This window comes from Rhodococcus sp. AC861 (assembly GCF_979256035.1).
The window spans coordinates 120,617-147,191 of the sequence record NZ_CEEDMW010000005.1; the positions used below are offsets into that span (position 1 = coordinate 120,617).

Annotated in this window: 19 protein-coding genes; 6 read left to right on the forward strand and 13 right to left on the reverse strand. The window is 68.9% G+C overall.

Annotated elements, in window-relative coordinates:
- Nucleotides 1-115 precede the first annotated feature (115 nt).
- Entirely contained in the window at nucleotides 116-340 is a 225-nt protein-coding gene (locus AC0IX4_RS16840) for a mycoredoxin (RefSeq protein WP_042573396.1), read from the forward strand.
- 36 nt (nucleotides 341-376) lie between these two features.
- Here AC0IX4_RS16840 and nudC read toward each other — a convergent pair whose 3' ends face one another.
- Nucleotides 377-1,249: an NAD(+) diphosphatase gene (nudC, locus tag AC0IX4_RS16845; RefSeq protein ID WP_471830301.1), complete on the reverse strand. Its 873-nt coding sequence runs from the start codon at nucleotides 1,247-1,249 to the stop codon at nucleotides 377-379.
- A 75-nt stretch (nucleotides 1,250-1,324) separates the two neighbouring features.
- A complete protein-coding gene (locus AC0IX4_RS16850) occupies nucleotides 1,325-2,395 on the reverse strand; it encodes a potassium channel family protein (protein WP_042573261.1) in 1,071 nt (356 codons plus the stop codon).
- 138 nt (nucleotides 2,396-2,533) lie between these two features.
- Here AC0IX4_RS16850 and AC0IX4_RS16855 point away from each other — a divergent pair, with 138 nt between their 5' ends.
- Complete coding sequence (locus AC0IX4_RS16855; protein ID WP_042573394.1) at nucleotides 2,534-2,965, forward strand: DoxX family protein; 432 nt, start codon at nucleotides 2,534-2,536, stop codon at nucleotides 2,963-2,965.
- A gap of 10 nt (nucleotides 2,966-2,975) precedes the next feature.
- Here AC0IX4_RS16855 and AC0IX4_RS16860 read toward each other — a convergent pair whose 3' ends face one another.
- Nucleotides 2,976-6,413 (reverse strand): ATP-dependent helicase, encoded by a 3,438-nt coding sequence (locus AC0IX4_RS16860; RefSeq protein ID WP_471830023.1) that lies wholly within the window; start codon nucleotides 6,411-6,413, stop codon nucleotides 2,976-2,978.
- Nucleotides 6,344-9,721, reverse strand: coding sequence for an ATP-dependent helicase (locus AC0IX4_RS16865; RefSeq protein WP_471830025.1), 3,378 nt, complete (start codon nucleotides 9,719-9,721; stop codon nucleotides 6,344-6,346). The genes AC0IX4_RS16860 and AC0IX4_RS16865 overlap by 70 nt, the downstream gene beginning before the upstream one ends.
- 67 nt (nucleotides 9,722-9,788) lie before the next feature.
- Between AC0IX4_RS16865 and AC0IX4_RS16870 the strand changes: the two genes are divergently transcribed.
- On the forward strand, nucleotides 9,789-10,607 hold the full coding sequence (locus AC0IX4_RS16870) for an alpha/beta fold hydrolase (protein WP_471830027.1): 819 nt from the start codon (nucleotides 9,789-9,791) through the stop codon (nucleotides 10,605-10,607).
- Nucleotides 10,604-10,942, forward strand: a complete 339-nt coding sequence (locus AC0IX4_RS16875) for an MGMT family protein (protein ID WP_471830029.1) — start codon at nucleotides 10,604-10,606, stop codon at nucleotides 10,940-10,942. The genes AC0IX4_RS16870 and AC0IX4_RS16875 overlap by 4 nt, the downstream gene beginning before the upstream one ends.
- Here the strand turns inward: AC0IX4_RS16875 and AC0IX4_RS16880 are convergent.
- Nucleotides 10,922-12,400 (reverse strand): aminotransferase-like domain-containing protein, encoded by a 1,479-nt coding sequence (locus AC0IX4_RS16880; RefSeq protein ID WP_471830030.1) that lies wholly within the window; start codon nucleotides 12,398-12,400, stop codon nucleotides 10,922-10,924. The two genes, AC0IX4_RS16875 and AC0IX4_RS16880, sit on opposite strands and share 21 nt — an antisense overlap.
- Nucleotides 12,401-12,598: 198 nt before the next feature.
- On the opposite strand from AC0IX4_RS16880, the gene AC0IX4_RS16885 reads away from it, so the two are divergent.
- Entirely contained in the window at nucleotides 12,599-14,383 is a 1,785-nt protein-coding gene (locus AC0IX4_RS16885) for an NTP transferase domain-containing protein (RefSeq protein ID WP_471830031.1), read from the forward strand.
- Here AC0IX4_RS16885 and AC0IX4_RS16890 read toward each other — a convergent pair.
- The 8 genes from AC0IX4_RS16890 to AC0IX4_RS16925 all read right to left on the reverse strand — a co-directional run bounded on the left by AC0IX4_RS16890 (nucleotide 14,325) and on the right by AC0IX4_RS16925 (nucleotide 25,822).
- Entirely contained in the window at nucleotides 14,325-15,056 is a 732-nt protein-coding gene (locus AC0IX4_RS16890; RefSeq protein ID WP_471830032.1) for a sirohydrochlorin chelatase, read from the reverse strand. The two genes, AC0IX4_RS16885 and AC0IX4_RS16890, sit on opposite strands and share 59 nt — an antisense overlap.
- The gene (locus tag AC0IX4_RS16895; protein ID WP_471830033.1) at nucleotides 15,053-16,231 is read right to left on the reverse strand and encodes a uroporphyrinogen-III synthase; all 1,179 of its coding nucleotides are present in this window, start codon (nucleotides 16,229-16,231) and stop codon (nucleotides 15,053-15,055) included. Before AC0IX4_RS16895 ends, AC0IX4_RS16890 begins: the two co-directional genes overlap by 4 nt.
- Nucleotides 16,228-16,674 (reverse strand): nitrite reductase small subunit NirD, encoded by a 447-nt coding sequence (nirD, locus tag AC0IX4_RS16900; RefSeq protein WP_082042872.1) that lies wholly within the window; start codon nucleotides 16,672-16,674, stop codon nucleotides 16,228-16,230. The genes AC0IX4_RS16895 and nirD overlap by 4 nt, the downstream gene beginning before the upstream one ends.
- A gap of 79 nt (nucleotides 16,675-16,753) precedes the next feature.
- Nucleotides 16,754-19,261 (reverse strand): nitrite reductase large subunit NirB, encoded by a 2,508-nt coding sequence (gene nirB / locus AC0IX4_RS16905; RefSeq protein WP_471830035.1) that lies wholly within the window; start codon nucleotides 19,259-19,261, stop codon nucleotides 16,754-16,756.
- Nucleotides 19,258-20,784, reverse strand: coding sequence for an FAD-dependent oxidoreductase (locus AC0IX4_RS16910; RefSeq protein ID WP_471830036.1), 1,527 nt, complete (start codon nucleotides 20,782-20,784; stop codon nucleotides 19,258-19,260). Before AC0IX4_RS16910 ends, nirB begins: the two co-directional genes overlap by 4 nt.
- Nucleotides 20,781-22,940 carry a molybdopterin oxidoreductase family protein gene (locus AC0IX4_RS16915; RefSeq protein ID WP_471830037.1) on the reverse strand — a complete coding sequence of 720 codons (2,160 nt, stop codon included), beginning with the start codon at nucleotides 22,938-22,940 and terminating at the stop codon, nucleotides 20,781-20,783. The genes AC0IX4_RS16910 and AC0IX4_RS16915 overlap by 4 nt, the downstream gene beginning before the upstream one ends.
- Entirely contained in the window at nucleotides 22,937-24,391 is a 1,455-nt protein-coding gene (locus AC0IX4_RS16920) for a nitrate/nitrite transporter (RefSeq protein ID WP_042573389.1), read from the reverse strand. The genes AC0IX4_RS16915 and AC0IX4_RS16920 overlap by 4 nt, the downstream gene beginning before the upstream one ends.
- 150 nt (nucleotides 24,392-24,541) lie before the next feature.
- Nucleotides 24,542-25,822: an MFS transporter gene (locus tag AC0IX4_RS16925; protein WP_471830038.1), complete on the reverse strand. Its 1,281-nt coding sequence runs from the start codon at nucleotides 25,820-25,822 to the stop codon at nucleotides 24,542-24,544.
- Nucleotides 25,823-25,909: 87 nt separating this feature from the next.
- Here AC0IX4_RS16925 and AC0IX4_RS16930 point away from each other — a divergent pair, with 87 nt between their 5' ends.
- Nucleotides 25,910-26,575, forward strand: coding sequence for a FadR/GntR family transcriptional regulator (locus AC0IX4_RS16930; RefSeq protein ID WP_042573251.1), 666 nt, complete (start codon nucleotides 25,910-25,912; stop codon nucleotides 26,573-26,575).

The following is a 26,575-nucleotide window of genomic DNA, read 5'->3' on the forward strand; positions in this document are numbered from 1 at the left end:
GCACCCGCCGAGTCACGCCGAACACCGGCACCCCGGAACAAACCGGGCACGACTGCACGTTGACCTCGCTGTGACTACAGGACAGCAGAACGACACACACGCACCCGCCGTGACCATGTACTCCACTACCTGGTGCGGATACTGCCGTCGACTCAAGACGCAGCTGGACGAGAACGGCATCGCCTACACCGAGATCGACATCGAGAAGGATCCGGCGTCGGCCGAGTTCGTCGGAAGCGTCAACGGGGGCAACCACGTGGTTCCCACCCTGAAGTTCGCCGACGGATCCACCGCCACCAACCCGAGCTTGGCGCAGGTCAAGAAGGCTATCGGCCTCTGACGATCCGCCAGTCGCTCGGTCCCGGGACCGCCGCGATCACGTCGCGGCGACCCAGGATTCGAGCATCGCGCGAGCGATCGAGATGGATCCGGGCAGCAGGAGCGGCGCGTCCTCGGACGCGCTCCAGTCCCCCGCAGCCAGCGCGGTACGTACTTCGTCGCGGCTGAACCATCGGGCCTCGGCGATCTCTCCGTCGTTGAACGACAGCGGTTCGTCGATGTCGGCGCGAGCGGCGAATCCGATCATCACCGATCGAGGAAAAGGCCACGGCTGACTACCGAGGTACGTGATGTCGGACACGGTGAGACCGACTTCTTCGTGCACCTCTCGCGCCACGCAGGTCTCCAAGGATTCGCCCGCCTCCACGAAGCCGGCAAGCACGGACATGCGACGCTCCGGCCACACGGGCTGTCGAGCCAACAGGACGCTGTCCGCACCGTCGTGCACGAGCACGATGATCGCCGGATCCGACCGGGGCCACTCCTCGTGTCCCGTCGATGTGCTGACGCGTGACCATCCCGCCGCGGCCGGAACTGTCGGTGAGCCGTCACGCGCACTGAACGCGGCTGCACGATGCCAATTCAGCAGCGCCACCGCGGTGACGACGAGTCCCGCGGACGATTCCGTCAGCACATCGCCGAACGACCGGAGATCGGTGACCTCGCCGGACAGTTCGGACACCGGCACCGCCCAGACGTGGCGATCGTCGACGATTCCGAGGAAAACCGCGTCCGCCGGCGACGACTCTCCCACCTCGGCTGCGGGCACCAGTGCTACGCGGCCGTTCTCGACGGGAACGCGGCCGTGGGCGTCGACGCGCAGAACAGAGGCAGTCGGCCACCCCGCGGCGAGTGCTGCATCGTCGCGGCGAAGTTCCTCGGCACGATCGATGGGTGAGCGCGACAGCATGGGTTCGGAGCGAAGTCTGAAGGACACCTCACGACCCTACTGATCGGCGACGGCCTCGCCGGACCGGGTACGAGCTCAGTTCGAGACGCGGCGGATGTAGAGCAGTCTGTCCTCTGCCTCGATGGCGTCGACCTCGGGCGTGCCGACACGGACGAGCCGTCCGTCGCGCACCACGCCCAGGACGATGTCGGACAGGTGACGCGGCGACCCGCCGACCTCGTCCCTCTCGACCTCTCGCTCGGCGATGGCGAAACCGGCCTCAGGGGTGAGCAGGTCCTCCATCATCTCGACCACGCTCGGCGTCGTCGTGGCGATTCCGAGCAGTCGTCCCGCAGTCTCCGAGGAGACCACGACGGAGTCGGCGCCGGACTGTCGCAGGAGATGCACGTTCTCCGCTTCGCGTACCGCCGCCACGATCTTCGCCTTCGGCGCGAGTTCGCGCGCTGTGAGTGTCACCAGCACGGCGGTGTCGTCACGATTGGTGGCGACGATGATCGACGCGGCGTACTGAGCGCCGGTCAGTCGCAGGACGTCCGAGCGGGTTGCCGAACCGAACACGGTGACGAGTCCGAGATTGGCGGCCGCTTCGAGCGACGACTGATCGGTGTCGACGACGACGATGTCGGATGCGGACACCCCGTCGCCCAACATGGCGGCGATCGCGGTGCGACCCTTCGTGCCGTACCCGACGACCACGGTGTGATTGCGCACGCTGCGCCTCCATCGCTGAATCTTGAACGCCTGACGTGAACGTTCGGTGAGGACTGACAGGGTGGTTCCGACGAGCAGGATCAGGAAGAAGATGCGCAGCGGTGTGATGACCAGAATGTTGACCAGGCGCGCCGACGGCGTGATGGGTGCGATGTCTCCGTACCCGGTGGTGGACAACGACACTGTCGTGTAATAGAACGCGTCCAGGAACGAGAGCTGATTGTCCTGGTTGTCGGCGTAACCGTCCCTGTCGACGTAGACGACCATGGCGGCCAGGAACAGAGTGGCCAGCGCGATCAGGATGCGCCGGTAGATCGCGCGCCACGGACTCTGCTCGAATTCCGGTATGCGCAGGACACCCACCAGCGCGAAGTCCGGACGGTCGGTGAGTCCGGCGTCGGTGTTCTGCAGCCGCCTGCGCAACCGTCCCGCCATGAGTCGTCCTCGTTCGTCGTTCGTCGTCCGTCGACCCGGTCCACATCGACTGACGTGACTGTAACGGAGCGCACGACGTGGACGCGCGGACGGCATGGTCCGCTTGGCACGGACGCCGTCGTCGTGCAGGCTGCGTCCATGACGCTCCCGAACCTGCCGCTGCTCGATTCCGTTCTGCGTTCTCCTCGCACGAAGGCAGCGGATGCTGCGGCGGCCCGCCTCGCCGTGCTCCTCGGTGGTGCCGGGGTTCTGCACTTCGTCACACCGGCGCCCTTCGATTCGCAGGTGCCGCACGTTCTCCCCGGGTCCCCCCGGACCTACACCTACGTCTCCGGTGTCGCCGAGCTCGGTTTGGCTGCGGGACTCGCCGTCCCGCGTACTCGCCGCGTCTCGGGCGCCGTCGCCGCCGCGTTCTTCGTCGCGGTGTTCCCGGCGAACGTGCAGATGGCCATGTCCTGGTTGTCGAGTGACAAGACCTCCACTGCGATGAAAGCGGGTGTCGTCGCACGACTTCCGCTACAGATCCCGCTGATCATGCAGGCGTGGAAGGTGTACCGGGACGCACGGTGACGCGCTGCTGTCACGGCGCCGAGGCATCGTGGCCGGCACTCGAGATCAGCAGCGAGAGCTGTTCCGCATCGGCGAGGTCTGACGGTGCGACCGTGACGCCGGAACGGACGTAGTGGAACGCGGCGCGAACCTGCTCGAGCGGAACCGGATCCCCGCGTGTCGCGGACATCAGTTCCGCCCAGGCCAGGCGGTACGCCGCGAGCTGGATCGACACCGCAGCCTCCTCGGCCGGGGTGGGTTGAGCGCCCGTCTTCCAGTCCACCACCGTCCATCCGCCGTCGGAATCGGCGAACACGGCGTCCATGCGCCCGCGAAGCACCACTCCACCCACGGACGTCTCGAAGGGCACCTCCACCTCGATCGGGCTCCGCAGCGCCCAGGGCGACGCGTCGAACGCCCGCTGGAGTTCCTCGAGATCTGCGTCGGCGGTCGATGCCCCGTCTGCGGCACCGGGTAGCTCGTCCAGGTCCAGCAGGCGGGTGGCGCCGAAACGGCGCTCGACCCACGCGTGGAAAGCCGTACCGCGCCGGGCCAACGGATTGGGCGGGTACGGGACGGGACGACGGAGCGTGGACGCGAGGGCATCGGGGTCCGCCACCAAGTTCACCACCTGGCTGACCGACATCGTGCTCGGAACGACCACGTCCGTACCCGGACGGGTCACCGCCGACCGCTCCGCGAGCAACAATTCCAGATCGTGCGCCCATCCGTCCGGATCGTCGGAAGTCGCCGACTCGTCCTGCGCCTCGACACGCGTCCGCCCGGCGGCATCGTCCGCCAACGCGTCGCGGACGGCGCGGACCCCGGCATCCACATCGGCTCGGCGTGCGCCGAGTGGATCAGCCGGCCACAGTGACACCGATCGCACTGCTGCATAGGGGTTCTCGGCGCTGTCCTCCGGCGCGGGCTGCCACTCGTCGATCCGACCGACGGCGTCCCCGGCAACGGTCGCGTGCAACTCCATGAAGAAGTCCGACGGCCCCTTGGGCGAGGACGCGCCGGGTGTCCAGTGATGCGCCGACACCAGGAGCACGCGCTCGGTCCGGGTGAGAGCGACGTAGAAGAGCCTGCGGTCCTCCTCGAGACGTCGGCGTGCGAGAGCCGCCTTGTGGTCGGTGATCGCGGTGTCGATGTCGCCTCGATGGGTCACGTCACCGAGGTCGAGCACGGGGACTCCCCCGGTGTCGTCGCCCGGGATCGCCCGATCCCCGCGCAGCGACGGCGGCAGCTCGGCGACCGATCCCAACCACGACGCGGATGCTCGGGTCGAGGGGAACACGGTCTCCGCGACGTGCGGGACCGCGACGATCTCCCACTCGAGCCCCTTCGCGGCATGGACCGTGAGCACCTGCACGCGATGAGGGTCGACGTCCACCTCGCCGGGAGCGAGCCCGTCCTCGACGGTGTCCGCGGCCGACAGGAAAGTCAGGAGGCCGGTGAGAGTGGCCGTCTGCTGATCGCTGTACTCGGCCACCACGTCGGCGAACGCATCGAGGTGTTCACGACCACCCGCATCACCGGACCGCCGCCGCGCCCCCGCTTCGACTCCGATGCCCAGTACGCGCTCGACGTCGGCCACGAGGTCCGGGAGTGGTTGGCCCAGGCGGGCTCTCAGCGCATGGAGCTCGCCTCCGAGTGCCGAGATGCGAGAGAAGCCGGCCGTCGAGTACCGCGACGCGTCGCCCGGATCCGCGATGGCGTCCACGAGGCCCGACTGCTCGGAACGCTCACCGGGCATTCCGTCCTCGAGAGCGCGCCCGAGTTCGTCGGCGTCCGTGACGGCACCGGTGCGGCCGCGTCCGGTATGCGCGGCGATCTCACGGGCCCGTCGCCACAACGCGCGCAGATCCGCTGCACCCAACTGCCACCTCGAACCGGTGAGGATGCGCATGGCCGCGCTGCCGGCCAGCGGGTCACTGACCAGCCGCAACATCGCGACGAGGTCGGAGACCTCCGGAGTGCGCAGCAACCCCCCGAGTCCGACGACCTCGACGGGCAGTCCCGCTCGCCGCAACATCTCCGCCATCGGTCCGGAGTCTGCGTTGCGCCGCACCAACACCGCGGTGGTCGGCGGTGTGACGCCGGAGTCTCGTGCGAGGCGATACTGCTCGACGATCGTCTCGGTGATCCAGTGCCGCTCGTCGTCGATCGTCTCCGTGAGCGCCAGGCGGACATCGCCCGCGCCGGCGCCCGGCCGCGCGCGTAGTTCGTCCACCGCGACACCTCGCATACGCAGCGGGGCGGCGACGGCGTTGGCGAGTGCCAGCGCCTCCGGCGGGTTGCGCCAACTCGTGGACAGCTGCGCGATCTCCGCCGGACGCCGTGCGGTGCGAGGAAAGTCGTGTGCGAACCTCGGCAGATTGGCGGCGGACGCACCACGCCAGCCGTAGATGGACTGCATCGGATCACCCACCGCCGTCACCGTCAGCGACGGATCCTTCGCGCCGCCGAACAGCGAAGACAGCAGGACGCGCTGAGCGTGGCCGGTGTCCTGGTACTCGTCCAGCAGAACGAGGCGGCAGCGAGAGCGTTCGTCGCGCCCGACGTCGGGATGGTCCGCCGCCACCCGCGCAGCGAGCGACATCTGGCGGCCGAAGTCGAGGAGACCGTCTCGCGTCATGACCTCGTGGAGGCGAACGACCAACGGCAGCAGGGCTATCCGGTCCTCCTGGACGGCCAGGACGTTGAGCAGTTCCTTCTTCGGTCCCCCCTGTTTCTGCCCGGGACCGGGCGGAAGATGGTGGACGAGCTTCTCGAACTCGGTGTGTGCTTCGAGGAGGTCGGACGGCTCGACCAGATGCTCCGCCAGTTGCCCGGACAGAGCCAGGACGGATTCGGTGATCGACGCCGGAGTCCGGTCGAGCGGGATGTCACCGTCCCAGCCGGCGACGACGCGATGCGCCAACTGCCACAGTTCCGTCTCGGAGACCAGAGTGGTGGACGGTTCCAGCGGCAGAACCATCCCGTGGCGGTCGAGAAGTCTGCCCGCGTACGAGTGGTAGGTGCTCACCTCGGGCTCGCCCGAGGCGACGGTGCGGCGAAGCTCTCCCGAGGGATCCAGCCGACGGATCAGATCCGATCCCGCGAGTCTCGCGAGCCGCTGCCTGATCCGGGACGTCAGTTGCTGCGCAGCCTTGCGCGTGAAGGTCAGCCCCAGCACCTCCTCCGGACGGACCAGGCCGTTGGCGACCATCCAGACCACCCGCGCAGCCATCGTCTCCGTCTTGCCGGCACCCGCGCCGGCCACCACGAGCAGTGGACCGCGAGGAGCGGCGATGATGCTCGACTGCTCGTCCGTCGGCCGATTCTGACCCAGCGCGAACGCCAGCTCCGCCGGGCTGACACGAGCCCCGTCGGCATCGTCGATCGTCGTCGTACTCACCCCTCCGTGACCTGCCGTCCCTTGTCCTGAGCCGGACACGACGACGCTATCGGGCAGTGCCGACATCCGTCGTTCACGCGAGCCTCGAAGACCGGCCCACGGGTCGCGCGAGCAGCGTCGACCACCACGTCACGCCATTGCTCGAGCGTCTCGCCCGACAACGGCGGCTGCGTCCGCTGCGTGGCTCCGGTGCTGCGGTGCCCCTTCGCGACGTACACCAGGCGACCACCACCGGGATCGCCCGCCGGTTCACCCTCGACCGCACCCGTGGCCAGCGCGATCTGGTACGTGGCCAGCTGCGCATGGTCCGCGGTCGCCGCGGCGGAGGCGGGATTCTTCCCCGTCTTCACGTCGATCACGACCGCTCGGCCGTCGGGATCGCGTTCGAGCCGATCGATGCGGCCGCGCAGATGAACGGACGGCTCGTCCGGCGTCCGGGGCGGGAGGATGCCGTCGACCGGCACCTCGACTCCGACGGCGGTCAGCTCTCCGCGAGATCGACTCATCCATTCCTGGAACGTGTCGATCATCGTGGCCGTACGCGCCAATTCCTTGCGGGAGAACCAGGACGACCCCAGATCGACTGCCACCCAGGCCTTCTCGAGTTCGCGTCGCACCTCGTCGGGAGGCACTTGACCGGCAACGGCCTGCACCAACGTGTGCACCAAGGTTCCGGTGACGGCGTGCACGGTGTCACCGTCGGTACCGCCACTGCGTTCGAGCGCCCACCGCAGGGGGCATGCCGTCAGCACCTCGACCGTCGACGGTGACAGCGACACGGGCCCGTCCTCCGGATCCCACAACGCCTCGTCGGTGCTGATACCGGACACCCCGTACCACTCGTCCGGGTGTGCTCCCCGAACTCCTTCCCGTGCCAGTCGCGCGAGGTGGCTCGCCGCCCTGGCGTGTCTGGCCGGATCCGCCTCGGCGACACCCTGATCACACACCACGGATCGCAGCTCGGCCACCAGCGCGGGCAACGCGAGGACACGGCCCTGCGGTGCCTCCGCAGGCACCTCGTCCGACGACGGGTCACCCACGGAGTGACGCGCGAGACCCGATGCCAGCACCTCGTCCACGAAGCGAGAGCGCACGGCGTCGGAACCGCCCGTCACCGAATCCACCGCGGTGACCAGCAGAGACGACCGTGCCCGACTGCATGCGACAAGGAACAGACGCCTCTCCTCCGCGAGCAGCGGCGCGGTGCGGGAGACCCGGTCCTCCAGGTCACGCCCACCGTCCGAGATCCCTGCCGCGAGATCGACCAGAGCCTCGACTCCGAGGAGCGATCCACGTGGCCGCAGGGCGGGCCAGAGCCCTTCCTGGACACCGGCCACTGCCACGACATCCCATTGACGACCGACGGCCGCGTGTGCGCTGATCACCCGCACGGCGTCCGGAGTCACCGCCTCCCGACGCCCGTCTCCGACAGGTATCTCCTGGTCCGTCACGTGGTCGACGAAACCCTCCAGGGTTCCGCGCGGAAGCGAATCCACGTACGACGCCGCCGCGTCGAACAGCGCGACGACGCTGTCCAGGTCGCGGTCCGCCTGGACTCCCAGCGGTCCACCACGCGCCGACGAGGCAACCCACCGACGTTCCAATGTCGTTGCGCGCCATCCCGCCCACAGAGCCTCCTCGACGCGCCGACCCGACGCGCCGACGGCCGCCGCGGTGGCGGAGACGACCGCCCGCACCCGTCGGAGCGGGGCACTCTCGACATCGGAGAGCCGACCGACGATCTCGTCGACCGAGTCACCGATCACGGCGGCGCGCAGCAGTGTCGACGAATCCCGATCGCCACCCTCGCCGACGTCGCCGCGTCGGAGACCGCGGCGCAGCCGACGGACCGCCAGCGGATCCGCAGCGCCGATGGGACCTTCCACCAATGCGAGCGCCGCGTCCTCGGAGAACACCGTCTGCGACCTCTCCGGAGCACAGCGCGACGCGGCAACAGCGCGCATCACCAGCAGCAACGCTGCGGCGCCGCGCTGGCGATGAAGAGGCAGCGCCGTCGCGGACGACACGACGGGGACGCCCGCCGCGTGCAGGGCTCGGCGGAGCGGTGGCAGCGAGCGAGGAACCGATCGGACGACCACGGCCATGTCCGACCACGCCACGCCGTCCGCGAGATGGGCGCGGCGGAACGTGTCCGCGATAGCGACGGCTTCCTTCGCCGTCGACGACGCCACCACGACTCGAACAGGTGGCACCGCTCGTGTCACGACGTCGCTGTCCGTGCCGTCCCCCTGCGGTTCGTCCCGATACGCCCCCGCGACTCGATGACCGACGCGTCCCGGAAGCATCGAGGCGACGGCGCTTGCGACCGAGCCGACGGCAGCCGACGCACGATGGTTGTGCGACAGAACGACTCGCCGAGCTCCCATCCGGTCGTCCAGATCCGCCAGGAACCGCGCGTCCGCACCGCGGAACGAGAACACCGCCTGATCGGGGTCACCCGCGACGACGGTCGACGACGCGCCCGCGGCCAGCAGCCGGATCAGCTGTGCCGCCTGGGGATCGAGGTGCTGGGCATCGTCGACCAACACGTGCCGGATGCGAGTGCGTTCCCGCACCAACAGATCCGGATCGGTCGCGAACGCGGTGAGCGCCGCGCCGACCAGTTCCGCAGCATCGAGGCCCGGCGCCGTGGCCTCCGGCGTCTCCACGCCGACGGAGCCGCGCAGGAGCATCGCCTGCTCGTACTGGGCGGCGAACTTGCCGGCCGCGACCCACTCCGGACGTGCATGCTTGCGTCCCCAGGCCACCAGGTCCTCGGGGCCGAGCCCCCGCTCGGCGGCGCGCAGGATCAGGTCGCGCAACTCGGACGCGAATCCGACCAGGCCCAGGGCCGGCCGCACACGTTCGGGCCACCGAGACGCGCCGTCCTCGACCTCGCCGCGCAGCATCTCGCGGATGACCGAGTCCTGATCGGCGTTGGTGAGCAGCCGAGGCGGCGGATTCCCGTATCCGGACGCCTGCAATCGGAGCACCGCGAACGCGTAGGAATGCACGGTCCGGACCAACGGCTCGCGGGTCGCGCGCGGTGCGGAGTCCGCCCCCAGGAGACCTGCGGTGATCTGCTCCCGCATGTCCACCGCGGCCTGCCGCGAATGCGTCAGCACCAGCACGGACTCGGGATCACTACCCGCCGCCGTCATACGCGCCACCGCGACATCGGCGATCAGAGAAGTCTTGCCGGTTCCGGGACCACCGAGAACCTGCCACGGCCTACCGTCTCCCGCCCCGAACAACGGCGAGCATTCCTCGGGCCACCGACGGGGCGCCTCACGGTGCGAGGACCGCCGCACCAGCCGTATACCGCCACCGGCCGTAGCGGACGTCACCGCCCTGTCCGTCCCGACCTTGTCCATGAGCGCATTGCATCATGGACCTACGACACCCGGCCCGACCCCGCCACGACCACCGACCGGAGGCCTGATGACCACCACCGAGCCCGACGATCCGACCACCGACGTCCACGTGTTCGGGCCGTCCGACGGTCCGGTCGTGCTGGCCGTCCACGGCATGACCGGACACGGACGGCGATGGAGACCGTGGAGCGAACACCTCCCGCATGCCCGCATCGTCGCCCCCGACCTGATCGGACACGGCCACGCCGACTGGACTCCCCCGTGGTCGATCGAACGACAGGTCGAGCGGCTCGCGTCCGTGGTGCGATGGAACACCGACGGCCCCGCCGTCGTCGTGGGCCATTCCTACGGCGCGGCCCTGGCGATCCACCTGGCGCGCGCGGAGCCGACGCTGGTCGCCGGACTGGTCCTGCTCGATCCGGCGATCGGTCTGCCCGCCCGCACGATGCTCGAGGTGGCGGAGTCGACGGTGATGTACGACGACTACACGGACGAGGACGAAGCACGGTCGGAGAAGATCCACGGCGCCTGGTCCGACGTGGACCCGGCCCTGGTGGAGGAGGAACTGGCAGTGCATCTCGTCGACGCCGGGAACGGGCGGGTGCGGTGGCGGACGTCGACGGCGGCGATCGTGGCGTCCTGGGGCGAGTTGGCCAGGCCGTTCGTCCTGCCGCCTCCCGACATCCCGGTGGTCGTGGTGCGGGCATCGAGGGTCGATCCGCCGTACGCGTCGCAGGAGTTCCGCGACGCCCTCACCGCGTCGTCGACGTCCGCCGAGCTCCTGGACTTCGACTGCGACCACATGGTTCCGCAAGCGAAGGGGCCGGAATCGGCCGCGCTGGTCGAGAAGATGCTCCGCACGATCGCCGATTCCTCACGTCCATGAGCCGCATCACGGACGAACAGGTCGAAGCGGTGCGCGGTGTCGTCGCCGCCATCCCCGTCGGTCGTGTGAGCACCTACGGCGACATCGCGCATGCCGTCGGCCTGCCGAGCCCTCGCATCGTCGCGTGGATCATGCGGACCGACTCGTCGGACCTCCCGTGGCACCGGGTCATCCGGGCCGACGGTCGACCGGCGCCACACCTGGCGACTCGACAGCTCGCGGCATTGGCCGACGACGGTGTGTCCGCTGTCGACGGCCGTGTGTCGTTGACATCCGTGCGCCACAGACCGGAACCGGCGGCGCAGGCCGACCTGCTAGACGACGGCCTCGGGTAGGGCGTGCGACGGCACGCTTTCACGCGGCCCGGTATCGCGGCCGTGGCCTACCAGTTCCGCGAGGACGGCGACAGCGTCGTCTATCTCACCGGGACTGCGGGAGAACGGGATTCGTTGGTTCTCGTCGAAGGCGTAGCCGGTCCCGAAGCGGGATCCGGGTGCCAGCAACAATCCTCGTCCGCGTGCGGACTCGACCAGATCTGTCGACCGCAGCCCCTCCGGCAACGTGCACCACAGCGACAACCCGCCGCGAGGTCGATGGAAGGTCCATCCGGGAAGCGATCGAGTCACGGCCGCCATCGTCGCGTCCCGGCTGCGTCGTAGTTGCTCGCGACGATGCGCCACGACGGCATCGTGCTCCCCCATCAGCTCGATCGCCGTGTACTGGTCCATCATCGACACCGACAGTTGACGTCTGGCGTAGGTGGCCGCCAACCGGGACAGGTGTGCGGGATCGGCTCGGAGCCATCCGACCCGCAGCCCTCCCCACACGGTCTTGGACATGGAGCCGACCGTGATGCACGCGCGGTCCGGCAGCGGTGTTCCGAACGGCTCGATGTCGTCGTCGCCGTCGAGGTTCAGATCGACCGAGACCTCGTCGACCAGCGTCACGACGCCGTGGCGGTGCAGCGTCGCGGCGAGTCGGCGTCGAGCGTCCTGCGGCATCACCGATCCGGACGGGTTCGAATAATCCGGCATGAGATACGCGAGAACGGGATCATGTTGTCGGGCAAGCTTGTCGGCCGCCTCGACGAAACTGTCGGGATCGGCCGGGTCGATCGGCACGGGAACACACTTGCCACCCCGTGACCGCACCATGTCGATCACCCCCGGATAGGTGGGATGTTCCGTCAGCACCCGGTTGCCCGGCTCGACGAACGTCTCGAGCACGACGTGCAGCGCGTCGCTGGCGCCGGCGGTGATCAGGATCTGCTCGGCGGTCGTCGGCAGTCCGCGCCGGGTATATCGTCGCGCGACGGCCTCTCGCAGACGGCCCACCCCTGCGGGTACGTATCCCACGTGCACCGCGAACGTTCCCAGCGCGCGGGCGGCAGCCTCGTAGGCCGGTGCCAGCAGATCCGAGGCCGGCGGCGCCGCGTTGACGAATTCGAGGACTCCCGGCTGCGTTCCTCGCAGGATTCCGCCCCACGGCTGGGAGTCACTGCGGGGGACGACGAAGGTTCCGGCGCCGTGGACCGACACGGCCACCCCGTGCTCGCGCAGTTCGCGGTAGGCCGACGCGACCGTGACACGGGATATGCCGAGCACGGAGGCGAGCACCCGCTCCGACGGCAGACGTGCATCGGACGGCACCATCCCCTCCTCGACGAGTCGGTGCAGTTCCTGCGCCAGGCCGAGGTACATCGACGTGGAGACGGCGACCACGGCGCTCATGTCGATGGCCGATGCGAGCGCTCGCGCGGAAACGCTGTCGCGGAGACGGGAGGGAGTCGTCATCCATCCACTATTGCACAGTCCACTGGTATCGAGTGGACTGCTCCATCGGCCCGAAACGGCGGCCACACTACGTCCATGATCATCATTGGAGTGCTCGCGACCGTGTCCCTTCTCAGCCTCGGCTTCGGCGCGGCAGCCGTCGTCGGCGGTGGCCGCTGCGCGTCGTCCGGTCCCCCTCGCAGTCGCTAGAGTGAAAGAATGTCGGGGCGCGCTGTGCGAATGGAGGCGCTGATCCTGGCCGGGGGACGCAGTTCTCGCATGCAGGGGACGGACAAACCGTCGGCAGTGGTGGACGGCATGTCGTTGGTCGATCGTGTCGTCGAGGCAGCCTCGTTCTGCGACACCGTGGTCGTCGTCGGCCCGTCGGACGCGGCCTCTCCCCGTGGACGACCATCCGTGCTGCATGCGCGTGAGGACCCGCCGTTCGGTGGGCCGGTGTCCGCGATCGGTGCGGGACTCACTGCCGCACAGGCCGATACGAGCGACGGCACCGATATCGTCCTGGTTCTGTCGGCGGATCTCCCCTACGTGAGCGGAAGAGAACTCCGGGAACTCGTTCACGCGCTCGAGCAGGACTTCTCCCTCGACGCCGTGTTCGGTGTGGACTCGTCGGACCGCGTGCAGTACCTGGTCGGCGCCTGGCGACGCGGCGCTCTCGAACGTGGCGTCGCAACCGCCCTGAGGTCGAGCCCTCCCGGAGACGGCCGCGGTCCGTCACTTCGCCGCGTACTCCCCGACGCGGTGACGACGATGCACCTCGCCGGCATCGACGACGTGGATACGCCGGACGAGTTGGCGGACGCACGCGGAGCGTCGGTGCGGCCCACCGTTGCACGAGCTCGCTTCCTGCTGGATCGGCGGGTTCGCCCGCTGCCTCCGCGTACGGTCCCGCCGGCCGACAGCCTCGGCGGAACGCTCGCCGCACCGATGATCGCGGCCGAACCATTCCCCGCGTTCGTGACATCGGCGATGGACGGCTACGCGGTGACCGGAGACGGGCCGTGGCGCCTCGACGACGCCGTCGTCGTGGCGGGAGACACCGCGACCGTCGCCCTCGCAGCGGGACATGCGGTCCGGATAGCCACCGGCGCAGCAGTTCCCGTCGGCGCGTCGGTCCTTCGGGACGAGTTCGCGCGGACCGACACCGCCGGCTTTCTCCATCGCCGTGACGACGCACCGGTGCGCGACGACGCACGCCGGATCGCGGAGGACTGGGATGTCGGCACCGCACTGGCATCCGTGGGCACCACGGTGTCTCCCGCCGTACTGTCGGCAGCTCTGTCCGCGGGAGTAGCTCATGTGTCGGTGCGGCCGGCGCCGACGGTGCGCCTGGTGCTCACCGGCGACGAGATCGGCGACGATCCGCATCCCGTCGTCGGGCGCATCCGCGACACCATCGGCCCCGTCATGCCGATCTATCTCCGCTGGTGCGGGTTCTCGGTGACCGAGGTCGTGCACTGCGAGGACACCGCGGCCGCCTTCGACGACGCGGTCGCGGGAACGGGATCACCCCCGCCCGACGTAGTGGTCGTCATCGGAGCGACGGGTGGGGGCGCCGCAGATCGCCTGTCCGGCGCCCTCGTTCGAGCACGCGGGCGCAGAATCGTCGACGGATTGGCGTGCCGTCCGGGAGGGTCGGCATCGGTCAGTGTGCTGCCCGACGATCGGATCGTCGTCGGCGTGCCCGGCAATCCCTACGCCGCTGTGAGCACCGTCTGCCTTCTCGGACCGGCGCTGGCCTGCGCGCTGACCGGACGGCCTGCACCGCAGCCGGTGACGGCGGAGCTCGCTGCGGACGTGACACCGGCAACCGTGACCCGCGTCCTCCCGGCCACCTACCTCGGGCGCGGCACCTGGGCGTGCCAGGACTCGGTGCGCACCGCGCACCTGGCCGCGCTGATCGGCAGGGACGGTCTGGCCGTGATCACTCCGGAGTGGAGTCCGGGCGACCGGGTCGAGATCGTGTCGCTCCCGCAGAGATAGCGTCGACACCTGCTCGGTACCGCTGCGCGATCAGATCGACCACGCCGTCGGCAATTCCCAAGGGGTCGGTCACGCCGTCCGCACCGACAGCCAGCAATCGCGTGTGGAAGAGCCCCGGCGCCAGGAGGTACGACGCGACGAAGACCTTGCCCTCACCCGATTCCCGCAGCGAGGCAACGACATCGGCCGCTCGGGGTTCCCCGGTGGCCACGTACGCGACCGTGACCTCGGACGACGTGACATCGGCGAGTTGAGCTGCGGCGGTATGGACATCGTCCAACGCGCGAACGTCGGACGATCCCGCTGCCGCGAAGACCACGCGGTCTCCGGGCTGCCAGCCGACGTCGACGAGTCGAGCGCGCAGCACATGTGCCAAACCCGTGTCGGGGCCGAGCGCGCGCGTCACGTGGACGTCGCCGTGCCCGCTCTCGCTGATCTCACGCGGGACATCGGAGTGCACGTGGTAGCCCGACGCCAGGAATGCGGGAACCACGACGACAGGATCGTCGAGATCGCGCAACACCTCGGAGGGTGTCGGGCCGAGGACGTCGACGAAGGCCACGCGGACCGGACCGACGAACGGCGCGACGGCGTCGGCCAGTGCAGCGATCACCTCGACACCGGCGGGGTTACGCGTGCCGTGCGCCACCAGCAGAAGGCGGGGATCGGTCACGACATCGCTCCCGACCCGGCAGTCACCAGTTCGTCGGCACCGGCTTCGACGGCCAACCGGTATCCCCGCTTGACGACCGTCTGGATCGCCTTGGGCGCGCCGAGCGACGATCGGAGCCTGGCCATCGCGGTTTCGACGGCATGAGTGTCCCCACCGCCCCCGGGCAGCGCGGCCAGCAGGTCTTCCCGTGAGACGACATTGCCGGGACGACGTGCGAGCGTCTTCAGCAACGCCATGCCCGCCGGTGACAGGGCCTTCGGAACACCGTCGACCACGACGCAGGCACCGAGAACACGCAATTGGTGCCCGCCGGCGTGGACGATGCCGGCGCGGCGAGGAAGTTCGTCGGCGACATGTCGTGCGAGCGCTCCGACCCGCGAGCGCGCAGGAGCCGTCGTCGGGACGTTCAGGACGTCGAGTGGAGCCGAGGTCACCGGTCCGACGCACACGGCCAGGACGCGGTCGCGGAACGACTGCAGCATCGGCTCGAGGACACCGTTCTCCTTGGCGCGCATCAGCATCGAGGCCACCGCGGGTGCACTGGTGAAAGTGACCGCGTCCAGATCACCGCACAGAACGGCCTCGATCATGCGGTCCATCGGCGCCGGATCGTCCGGCTGGACCCATCGGTAGACGGGGACGGGAATAACCGTGGCGCCCGCGTCGCGGAGCACCTCGCAGAAATCCGGAACCGGTTCCCACTCGGTCGTCGCGCCGTGCAACTGGACGGCAATACGAACCCCGTCCACACCTTCGGCGAGAAGATGGTCGAGCACCTCGGCCGACGATTCCGATTCAGGCGACCACTCCTCGCGAAGTCCGGCGGCGCGGATGGCGCCCTTCGCCTTCGGACCGCGGGCGAGGATGCGCGTGCGCTCGAGAGCCGACGACAGCGCCTCGGCGTTGCCCCAGCCGTCGGCGGCTTCCATCCACCCTCGGAAACCGATCCCCGTCGTGGCGACCGTGATGTCAGGCGGAGAGTCGACGATCTCCCGCGTCCTGCGACCGAGTTCCGCGTCGTCGGACAGCGGGATGATCCTGATGGCGGGCGCGTGCACGACGGTGGCCCCGCGGCGGATCAGCAACGTGGCCAGTTCGTCGGCACGGCGCGCCGCCGTGATGCCCACCGTGAAACCTGCCAGTGGGACATCCGACGAGGTCGGCTGTTCGATCACGGCGATGTCGTCTCCGTTCCACTGTCCAGTGCACCGGGTCCGCGCGACGTCGAGCGCGGATTCGCCGACACGGCGATCAGATCATCGGCCACCATGACGTCGTACGTCGCGAGCGACGTGGTCTCGTCGTCCAGGCATGTGCCGGTTACCAGCGAGAATACCTGCTTGAGCAACGGCGATGCCACCGTCGGCTCGCCCGCACGGTCCCCGACGAGCCCGCGAGAGATGACGGCAGCGTGCGCGAAGGGGTCGATGTTGCTCACGGCGAACAGTGCATCGTCGCTCGTACGGAACAACGCCACCTGCTCTCCGCCGGGCAACAGGACCGCCACACCGCGGCCCGGAGTCAACGCGGACAGACGGGTGGCGGTGACCCACTCGCCGTCGGCGAGGTCGTGTCGTACATCGTGCGTGTGCCGTGGTGCCGAGTCGATGACAGTCATGGTGTCCTCCCTGCGGACAGTTGTACGGGTCTGGTGTTACTCGTCCGTTACGTGCGTATTTCCGGCCGGTCCGGCGCTGTCACCCCACCGGGATCGACGGCATTCCCATCAGAACGGGGACCTTGCGCTGGCCGGACTCGTCGAACGCCACGGTCGGATCCGCCTCGTCGGGCGCGTTGACGAAGGACACGAAGCGCGCCAGCTTCACCTCGTCCTCGAGCACGCCCTTCCATTCGTCCTGGTAACCCTCGACGTGAGCAGCCATCGCCGCCTCGAGATCGGCCGCGATCCCCAGGCTGTCCTCGCACACCACGGCGCGCAGGTGGTCGAGCCCGCCGTCGAGGCTCTCGACCCACGGCGCGGTGCGCTGCAGACGGTCGGCGGTGCGCACGTAGAACATGAGGTAGCGGTCGATGTACTGCACCAGCGTCGTGTCGTCGAGACCGGACGCGAGAAGCTGCGCATGCTTCGGTGACTGCCCGCCGTTGCCGCCGACGTAGAGGTTCCATCCACTCTCGGTGGCGATGATGCCGACGTCCTTGCCGCGCGCCTCCGCACATTCGCGCGCACAGCCCGACACCCCGAACTTGATCTTGTGCGGCGACCGCAGACCGCGGTACCGCTTCTCCAGATCGACGGCCATGCCCACCGAGTCCTGGACGCCGTAACGGCACCAGGTGGAGCCGACGCAGCTCTTCACCGTGCGCAGCGACTTCCCGTACGCCTGGCCCGACTCCATGCCGGCATCGACGAGTCGCTTCCAGATGGCGGGGAGTTGCTCGACGCGAGCACCGAACATGTCGATGCGCTGGCCGCCCGTCACTTTGGTGTACAGCCCGAAGTCGCGGGCCACCTCACCGATGACGATGAGTTGCTCCGGTGTGCACTCGCCACCCGGCATGCGGGGGACGACGGAGTAGGTGCCGTTCTTCTGGATGTTCGCGAGGAAGTGATCGTTGGTGTCCTGGAGCGCGACCTGCTCGCCGTCGAGAATGTGGTCGGAGGACGTGGATGCCAGGATCGAGGCGACGACGGGCTTGCAGATGTCGCAGCCGGCCCCGCGTCCGTGGGCCGCGACGAGACCGGAGAACGTCCGGATCCCGGTGGCGGCCACGATCTCGAACAGCTCGCTACGCGACTGGGAGAAGTGCTCGCACAGCGCTTTCGACATCACGACACCGGACGCCGCCAGCAACTGCTTGATGGTCGGAAGGCACCCGCCACACGTGGTTCCCGCGTTGGTGCAGGATTTCACCGACGCGATGTCGCAGGCACCGGCAGCGATGGCCGAGCAGATCGTGCCCTTGTCGACCGCGTTGCACGAGCACACCTCGGCATCGTCGGGAAGTGCTCCGGCGCCGAGCTTCTCGCCTGTCGGGGAGATCAGGGCAGCCGGATCGCCGGGCAGTTCGCGGCCCACGAGCGGGCGGAGGGTGGCGTACGCGGAGGCGTCGCCGATCAGGATGCCGCCGAGGAGGGTCCTCGCGTCGTCGGACAGCACCAGCTTGGCGTAGGTGCCTTTCGCGGCATCGTTCAGCACGACCTCGAGCGCGCCCTCGGTGGCGCCGAGCGCGTCGCCGAAGCTGGCGACGTCGACACCGAGCAGCTTGAGCTTGGTCGACAGGTCGGCGCCGGGGAATTCGGCGGTCCCGCCGACGAGGCGGTCGGCGACCACCTCGGCCGTCGAGTAGCCGGGGGCCACCAGTCCGTAGCACCGGCCTTCGACGGCGGCGCACTCGCCGATGGCGTAGATGTCCGGGTCTTCGGTGCGGCAGCCGATATCGGTCAGGATGCCGCCGCGTTCACCGACAGGCAGGCCGCTGGTGCGGGCCAGCGCGTCCTGCGGCCGGACGCCGGCGGAGAACACCAGCAGCGACGCGTCGATGACGGTTCCGTCGGCGAGCGTCACATCGATTCCGGGGCCGTTGTCGGCGATGGCAGAGGTGCCGACACCGGCGTGCACCGTGACCCCGAGCTCGGTCACGAGACGCTTCAGCAGCGCGCCGCCGCCCTCGTCGACCTGCAACGGCATGAGTCGGGGGGCGAACTCGACGACGTGTGGTGTCATGCCCATCTGCTTCAGCGCGTTGGCGGCTTCCAGACCGAGGAGCCCACCGCCGACGACCACGCCGACCGCGCCGGGGCCTGCGACATCCGCGCAGGCGCGAATGCGATCGAGGTCCTCGATGGTCCGGTAGACGAAGCATCTGTCCAGGTCGTGGCCGGGAATCGGCGGCACGAAAGGGTAGGACCCGGTGGCCATGATCAGGGCGTCGTACGGGACGGCCTCACCGTCGGCGGTGGTGACGATCTTCGACGCGCGGTCGATCTCGGCGGCCCGCACTCCCGTGCGGAGGGTGACCGCAGGGTCGCCGACGTAGTCGTTGCCCGCCAGCGCCAGTTCCTTGTGGTCCCAGGCTCCGACGTAGGACGACAGTCCGACTCGGTCGTACGCGGGGAGCGCTTCTTCGCACAGCACCGTGATCGACCACTCGCCGGCGCTGTCGCGGGCGCGCAGCGCTTCGACGAACCGGTGGCCGACCATGCCGTGTCCCACGACGACTGCTGTGCGGGTGGGGTCGGTCATGACGATCTCCTCGAGGTAGCGGTAACGGTGTCGCGGTGGATGTCCTGCGGGGCTGGGGTGTCGGGCGGATCGGCACGGTGGAGCCACTCGCACAGCCCGTCGACGACGCCGACGCAGCTGCCGCAGCCCGTGGTGGCCCTGGTCTTGTCGGCCATCGCCTCGGGGGTGTGCGCGCCGCCCCGCCAGGCGCCGACCAGCTGCTTCTTGGTGACGGTGTTGCAGCGACAGATCACCGCGCTGTCCGGCATCGTCGACGGGTTCGCGCTCTCGGTCGGGCCGCCGACGAGATGCCCCAGCAGGAGCGTCATCCGGTCGACCGGCACGAGCGAGCCACCGTCGAAGTACTGGCTGAGCGTGCCGACCACCTCGGGGTTGCCGAGCATCACGGCTCCGACCAGCCTGTCCTTGCGGACGACGACCTTGGCGTATCGGCCTCGCGTCGGGTCGCTCATCACGAGCACCTCGGACTCGAGGTCGTTCGGGTCGATGTCGATCTCGCCCATCGACGCCAGGTCGACGTCGTGGGCTTTGAGCCGCGTGATCTGAGCTGTGCCGCCGTACGTGGTGTTCGCGCCCGTGCCGCACAGCTGGTCGGCGACGACACCGGCCATCTCCCATGCGGGCTGAACGAGTCCGTACACCTCGCCGCGATGCTGGGCGCATTCTCCGATGGCGCGGATATTCGGGTCCGAGGTGCGCAGGTCGTCGTCGACGACGACGGCTCTGTCGACGAGAAGTCCTGCGGTCCGGGCCAACTCGACGTTCGGACGGATACCGGCGGCGACGACCACGAGATCGGCGGGCAGTGCGCTGCCGTCCGACAGCACCAGTTCACGGGTCCCGTCGGCTGCGGTCCGAACGGATTCCGCGCGAGCATTCAGTGCGACGTCCATGCCGAGTTCGCGGAGCACGCGCGTCAGGACGGCTCCGCCTCCGGCGTCCATCTGCTTCTCCATCGGGTAGCTGCGCGGATGGACGATAGTGACGTGGGAACCACGCATCAGCGCTCCGCGAGCCGCTTCGATGCCGAGCAAGCCGGCGCCGATCACGACGACGCGCGACCCCGGCCCCGTACCGGCGGTGATGGTGTCGCAGTCGGCGAGTGTGCGGAAGGCGACGATGCCGTCGGAGGGGGCGCCGTTCTCGTCCGTCATTCCCGGTGCCGGAGGCAGGAACGACCGCGACCCGGTGGCGAGCACCAAGGTGTCGTACGTGTCGGTGCCCCCGTCGGAACGGGTGAGCGTCCGCGTCGCAGGGTCCACGGACGTGACCGCGACACCGATGTGCGTCTCCAGACCGTTCCGCTCGCACCAGTTCTCCGGTTTGATCCGGGTATCCCCCGGGGTCAGATGGCCGGCGACGACGTTGGAGAGCAGGATCCGGTTGTAGGCAGCATGATTCTCGTCGCCGTAGACCACCACCTGCACCCGCTCCGCCGTCGGGTCACGTCGGTGGATCTCCTCCTGCAGTCGGGCACCGGCAAGTCCGTTCCCGACGACGACCACGCGGTGGATCTCGGTCATGCGGGGGTCCCCGTCCGCGTCGAGGCCGGTGCGAGGCGTACGGCGCAGACCTTGAACTCGGGCATCCGGCTGGTCGGATCCAGAGCCGGGTTGGTGACGAGGTTGGCACGGGCGTCGTCGGCGAAGTGGAACGGCAGGAACACCGTGTCCAAACGCATCGACGCGTCACAGACGACCCGCGCGATCACCGTTCCGCGTCGGGAGACCACGTCGGCGTCGTCGCCCGCGGCGAGGCCCGCTCGCATCGCGGTGTCGGGGTGGATCTGGACGAACATCGGTCCGGCCGCGTCGGACAAGGACGGCACGCGGCGCGTCTGCGCCCCCGATTGGTAATGCGTCAGCACCCGTCCGGTGGTGGCCAGTAAGGGATACTCGGCATCGGTGGGCTCCGCCGGTCCGATGTGGTCGACTGAGACGAATCGTGCTCGGCCGGAGGGTGTCTCGAAGCGGTCGAGGAACAGCCTCGGGGTGCCCCGGTGCGAGATCGACGTCACGGGCCAGTGCAAGGCCTCCCCTGCGTCGAGGCGGTCGTAGGTCACTCCGGAGTAGTCGGCGAGACCGCCCTCCGACGCCAGCCGCAACTCGTCGAACACGACGCGTGGGTCACGGGGGAAGCGTTCGGGCGGCTGGCCCAGCCGTTCGGCCAGATCGGCGAGAATGTCGAGTTCACCGCGAGCTCCATCGGGCGCGTCCATGGCTTTGCGACGCCGCAGGATCCGCCCCTCGAGCGACGTCATGGTGCCTTCTTCCTCCGCCCACTGCAGCGTGGGAAGAACGACGTCGGCCATCCTCGCGGTCTCGGACAGGACGAAGTCGGTGACGACGAGCATCTCGAGCGATGCGAGTCGGTCCACGATGTGGCCGGCGCGCGGCGCGGACACGGCGATGTTCGAGCCGTGGACCATCAGCGCCCGTGGTCCACCCGGTCGTCCGAGCGCGTCGAGCAGCTCGTAGGCGCTCAGCCCGGCGCCGGGGAGCTCGGACTCGTCGATTCCCCACACCGACGCGATGTGGTGCCGTGCAGCGGGATCGGAGATCTTGCGGTATCCGGGAAGTTGGTCGGCCTTCTGTCCGTGCTCGCGGCCGCCCTGCCCGTTGCCCTGACCGGTGATGCATCCGTACCCGGTGCCGCGCCGACCGCACAGGCCGAGCGTGAGTGCGAGACCGATGACCGCGGAGACGGTGTCCGTTCCCGATGCGTGCTGCTCGGCGCCTCGCGCAGTGAGGATGTACGCGCCGGTGCCGTTGTCGCGCGAGGCGGCCAGCAGCCGGACGGTCTCGCGAAGTCGGCCGACCGGCACGCCCGTGACGCGCTCGGTACGCTCCGGCCACCATGCGGCCGCCGCGGTCCAGAACTCGTCGAAACCTTCGGTGCGAGAGTCGATGTAGTCCCGGTCGGCATACCCTTCGACCACTGCGAGATGGATCAGACCCAGCGCCAGCGCGAGATCCGTTCCGGGAGCGAGCTGAAGATGCACGCCCCCTGCCGACAGTGCCCGGTCCACGGTGGCGGTGCGCCGGGGGTCGGCGACGATCAGCCCACCGGCGTCGGCGGCTGTCCGCAGGTGTTGCACGAACGGCGGCATCGTCTCCGCGACGTTGCCACCCAGTACCAGGACGGCGCGCGCGGATCCGACATCGGCGAGCGGGAACGGAAGGCCCCGGTCGAGTCCGAACGACTTGTTGCCGGCTGCCGCTGCCGAGGACATGCAGAACCGGCCGTTGTAGTCGATGTTCGAGGTACCGAGAGCGACGCGGGCGAATTTGCCGAGCATGTAGGACTTCTCGTTGGTCAGTCCCCCGGCGCCGAAGATACCGACGGCATCGGCGCCGTGGTCGCGTCGGATGCGCCGCACCGTGTCGGCGATCAGGTCGAGGGCGCGGTCCCAGGTCGTCGGGACCAACTCACCGTCCTGCCGCACGAGCGGTGTGGTGAGGCGTCCGGGAACACGGAGCACCTCGGCGGCGGTCCACCCCTTCTGGCACAGGCCGCCCTTGTTGGTGGGGAACTGTCGGGCCTCGATGCCCGCCTCCGCTGCATCCGAGCCGGTGACGGTCATCGCGCACTGCAGTCCGCAGTACGGGCAGTGGGTCGCCGTTCCTGCGTGAGCGGTCGTGCCCATGACGGACGACGGAACGGATGCAGCGACGGTCATACGGTGATCACGCTCGCTGCCTCGGACGTCGAGCTCTTGCGGAGGTAGACGGCCCACGTGGCCGCTGCGCAGAGGACGTAGAAGATCAGGAAGACCCAGAAGGCGGACGTCGCGGACTTGGCCGTACCGGAGTACGAGGCGCGGAGAACCAGGTTGATGGCTACGCCGCCGAGTGCGCCGATGGCGCCGGCGATGCCGATGAGCGCGCCGGACATACGGCGCGACCAGGCAGCCTGCTCGTCGCTCGACATGCCGACCAGTTCGGTGGACTTCGCCGCGAAGATCGCCGGGATCATCTTGTAGACGGATCCGTTGCCCAGGCCCGACAGGACGAACAGCAGGATGAAGCCGATGACGTAGAAGATCATCATCGAGCCGGTCGCAGCTCCCGCCGTCGAGTCGTCGGACATCGACGTGGCCACCAGGATTCCGGCGGAGAAGATCATGGCGACGAAGGTGTACATCGTGATCCGCCCGCCGCCGACACGGTCGGCGAACTTGCCGCCGATGGGCCGCGAGAGGGATCCGAGCAACGGTCCGATGAAGGCGATCTGCGCGGCGTGCAGCGACGCCTGCGCCTGCATCGCCGGGGTGACCGCTCCCCCGTCGGCGAGGCCGGCCAGGAAGTTGATCTGCAGGATCTGTCCGAACGCGAAGCTGTACCCGATGAACGACCCGAACGTACCGATGTAGAGGAAGGCGATCCACCACGAGTCCGAGAAGCGGAGGACGTCGATCATGGAGCGCCCGTTGGTCTTCTGGTTGTCGAGGTTGTCCATGTACAGCGCGGCACCCACCGCGGCCAGGGCGATGAAGACGAGGTAGACGGCGCAGACGATCTCGGGTGCGGTGTTGCCGACCGTGGCGATGACGAGCAGGCCGATCAGCTGGATGACAGGGACGCCGATGTTGCCGCCGCCCGCGTTCAGGCCGAGGGCCCAGCCCTTCTCACGCTGCGGGTAGAACGCGTTGATGTTCGTCATCGACGACGCGAAGTTGCCTCCACCCAGTCCCGCGAACGCCGCCACGATCAGGTACGTCGTGTACGACGCCGGGTTCATCATGAAGTACAGGGTCAGCACCGTCGGGATCAGCAGCACCAGGGCGCTGAAGATGGTCCAGTTGCGTCCGCCGAACTTGGCCGTGGCGAAGGTGTACGGGATGCGCAGGATCGCGCCCACCAGGGTGGGGACCGCCACGAGGAAGAACTTGCCCGCAGGGTCGATCCCGTACTGGGCCATCGGCATGAAGAGGACCATGACCGACCAGATGGACCAGATCGAGAAGCCGACATGCTCGGCGACGACGGACCAGAGGAGATTGCGCTTGGCGATCTGCTTGCCGCCGGCCTCCCAGGCCTCGACGTCCTCGGCGTCCCAGTTCGAGATGTGGTGCCGACGAACCTCTGGGGCGGTACCGGTGGGCGCCGCGGCAGCGCCGGTGTCCGACAAGCTGGTCACGAGTGGCCTCCTGATCTGTGGGGAAGCCCAAAGATAGGAAAACCATGTTGCGGCGGCGCTGCACGGCGTGACCCGTGCGTGAACTTGACCTCACGGCAGTGTTTCGCCGGTGGTGAGGGCCCGGGAGCTACCCGGCCGGGGTCACGCGGCGACGACGTCCTCGAGCATGCGCGGTCGGCACGCCGCCTTGGCCGCGACGAGGAGCACGACGACACCACCGCTGAGGAAGGCGAAGGACCACTCCCAACCGCCCGAAAGCTCGTGCAGCACACCGAAGAGAATGGGACCGGCGCACGCGATGATGTAGCCGGCGCCCTGCGTGAAGCCCGACAACGACGCGGATCCGGCAGCCGTACGTGTCCTCAGATTGATGAGGGTCAGCGACATCGGGAAGGTGATGGGTCCTGCGCCGAGCAGGATGACCCACAGCACCGTTCCGCTCGACGGCGACCACAGCAGGCCGGCGAAACCGGCGATGTAGAGCACCGCGCACCCGATGACGATGGGGTACGGATCGATCATCCTGCTCGTCAGCGACGGTGCGATCAGCGACCCCGTCAGCCCGACGGCCGCGAAGACGCCGAGCGACGCACCTGCGGCACCCTCCCCGATTCCCGCCTCGACGAGCAGCGACGGCAGCCAGGTCAGCATCGAGTACGTGACCATCGAGGTCATGGCGAACATTCCCGCCATCCCCCAGCCCAGCGATGTCTTCCAGACGGGGATCGATGACGCCACGGGCAGCGCAGGTTCGGGTGTGGCCGGCTCCGGGCTTGCCGACGTCTCGGTCGGAGCTGCCGCTGCCGCACGCACGGTGCTCGTTCGCCGCGTCAGCACGACCGCCGTCCACGGTACGACCGCCGCCACGGCCGCCAGACCCCACATCGCGAGCGACCAGCGCCACCCCAGAGCATCGGCCACCGGAACGGCGGTGAGGGTCGGAACGATCGTGCCCAACTGCAGGAGGCAGATGTAGACCGTGCTCATCATGGCCAGGCGATCCGAGAAGTATCGCTTGACCAGCGGAGGAATCACCACATTGCCGACACCCATGCCGGCGAGGGCGACCGCGGAGAGCAGAAGGAGCGACCCGTACCCCGGCGCGAAGGAGCGCGCGAAGATGCCGATCGCTGTCAGGGCCGCCGCGGCGAGCGCAGTCCGCTCGAGCCCCAGGCGCGAGGTGACGACAGGGGTCGCCACGCCGAAGACGGCGAACATCAGGGTCGGCAGCATGCCCAGGACGCCGATCGCGCCGGCACCGAAGCCGAGATCGTCGCCGATGCGCGGGAACAGCGGCGAGACGGACGTGACCGCGGCGCGGAGGGTGAACGCGGACAGGATGATCGCGGCGAACACCAGGAGCCGCCCCTGCAGGGTGGACCGCGTCCGGGACACGGCGGTGGTCGGCGCGGCAGTTGTCATGCGGGAAATCATAGGATGATCCGACTACCCGTGGCAAAGGCTCTACCATGGGACCGGTCACGACCGTCCCCCACAGGAAGAACCGACGTGCAACCTGTTCGACGACAGAGCCTGATCGGCCAGGTCACCGACCAGCTCCGCGGCGAGATCGAGTCCGGGAACTGGCCCGTCGGCGCCAGGATTCCCACCGAACCCGAACTCACCGAACTCACCGGAACCGGGCGCAACACTGTCCGCGAGGCCGTCCAGGCCTTGGTTCACGCCGGGATGCTGGAGAGGCGACAGGGCTCCGGAACCTACGTCACCGCATCCTCCGACGTCCCGTCCGCCATGGGGAAGTACTTCTCCTCGGCGCGGCGACGCGACGTGTTCGAACTGCGCCGGGCTCTGGACACCACCGCCGCGACGCTGGCGGCCGAGCGGCGCACGGACGACGACGTCCGAATTCTCCAGGACACGCTGGCCCGCCGCACGCAGTTGTGGGACGTCGACCGTACGCAGGCACTGCATCTCGACGTCGCACTTCACCGCGCCATCGTCGCCGCGAGCCACAACAGCATCTACCTCGAGGTCTACGACTTCCTGTTGCCGAGCATCGAGGAGACCATCGTCGACCACAGCGCCGGCTCCGATCGCGCCTTCCACGACGAGCACGCGGCACTGGTCCACGCGGTCGTGGCCGGCGACGCCGATGCAGCGGCCACCGCCGCGCGATGCTTCTTCACGGTGCTGGCCGCCGACGGCGCCGACTGA

Bases quoted from the DNA above. Each gene is read 5' to 3' on its own strand.
- AC0IX4_RS16885 (WP_471830031.1), top strand. From the start codon at position 12,599: ATGTCGGGGCGCGCTGTGCGAATGGAGGCGCTGATCCTGGCCGGGGGA.
- AC0IX4_RS16925 (WP_471830038.1), bottom strand. From the start codon at position 25,822: ATGACAACTGCCGCGCCGACCACCGCCGTGTCCCGGACGCGGTCCACC.
- AC0IX4_RS16850 (WP_042573261.1), bottom strand. From the start codon at position 2,395: ATGGCGGGACGGTTGCGCAGGCGGCTGCAGAACACCGACGCCGGACTC.
- AC0IX4_RS16855 (WP_042573394.1), top strand. From the start codon at position 2,534: ATGACGCTCCCGAACCTGCCGCTGCTCGATTCCGTTCTGCGTTCTCCT.
- AC0IX4_RS16870 (WP_471830027.1), top strand. From the start codon at position 9,789: ATGACCACCACCGAGCCCGACGATCCGACCACCGACGTCCACGTGTTC.
- nudC (WP_471830301.1), bottom strand. From the start codon at position 1,249: ATGCTGTCGCGCTCACCCATCGATCGTGCCGAGGAACTTCGCCGCGAC.
- AC0IX4_RS16880 (WP_471830030.1), bottom strand. From the start codon at position 12,400: ATGACGACTCCCTCCCGTCTCCGCGACAGCGTTTCCGCGCGAGCGCTC.
- AC0IX4_RS16865 (WP_471830025.1), bottom strand. From the start codon at position 9,721: ATGGACAAGGTCGGGACGGACAGGGCGGTGACGTCCGCTACGGCCGGT.
- AC0IX4_RS16915 (WP_471830037.1), bottom strand. From the start codon at position 22,940: ATGACCGTCGCTGCATCCGTTCCGTCGTCCGTCATGGGCACGACCGCT.
- nirD (WP_082042872.1), bottom strand. From the start codon at position 16,674: ATGACTGTCATCGACTCGGCACCACGGCACACGCACGATGTACGACAC.
- AC0IX4_RS16910 (WP_471830036.1), bottom strand. From the start codon at position 20,784: ATGACCGAGATCCACCGCGTGGTCGTCGTCGGGAACGGACTTGCCGGT.
- AC0IX4_RS16840 (WP_042573396.1), top strand. From the start codon at position 116: ATGTACTCCACTACCTGGTGCGGATACTGCCGTCGACTCAAGACGCAG.
- AC0IX4_RS16875 (WP_471830029.1), top strand. From the start codon at position 10,604: ATGAGCCGCATCACGGACGAACAGGTCGAAGCGGTGCGCGGTGTCGTC.
- nirB (WP_471830035.1), bottom strand. From the start codon at position 19,261: ATGACCGACCCCACCCGCACAGCAGTCGTCGTGGGACACGGCATGGTC.
- AC0IX4_RS16860 (WP_471830023.1), bottom strand. From the start codon at position 6,413: ATGTCGGCACTGCCCGATAGCGTCGTCGTGTCCGGCTCAGGACAAGGG.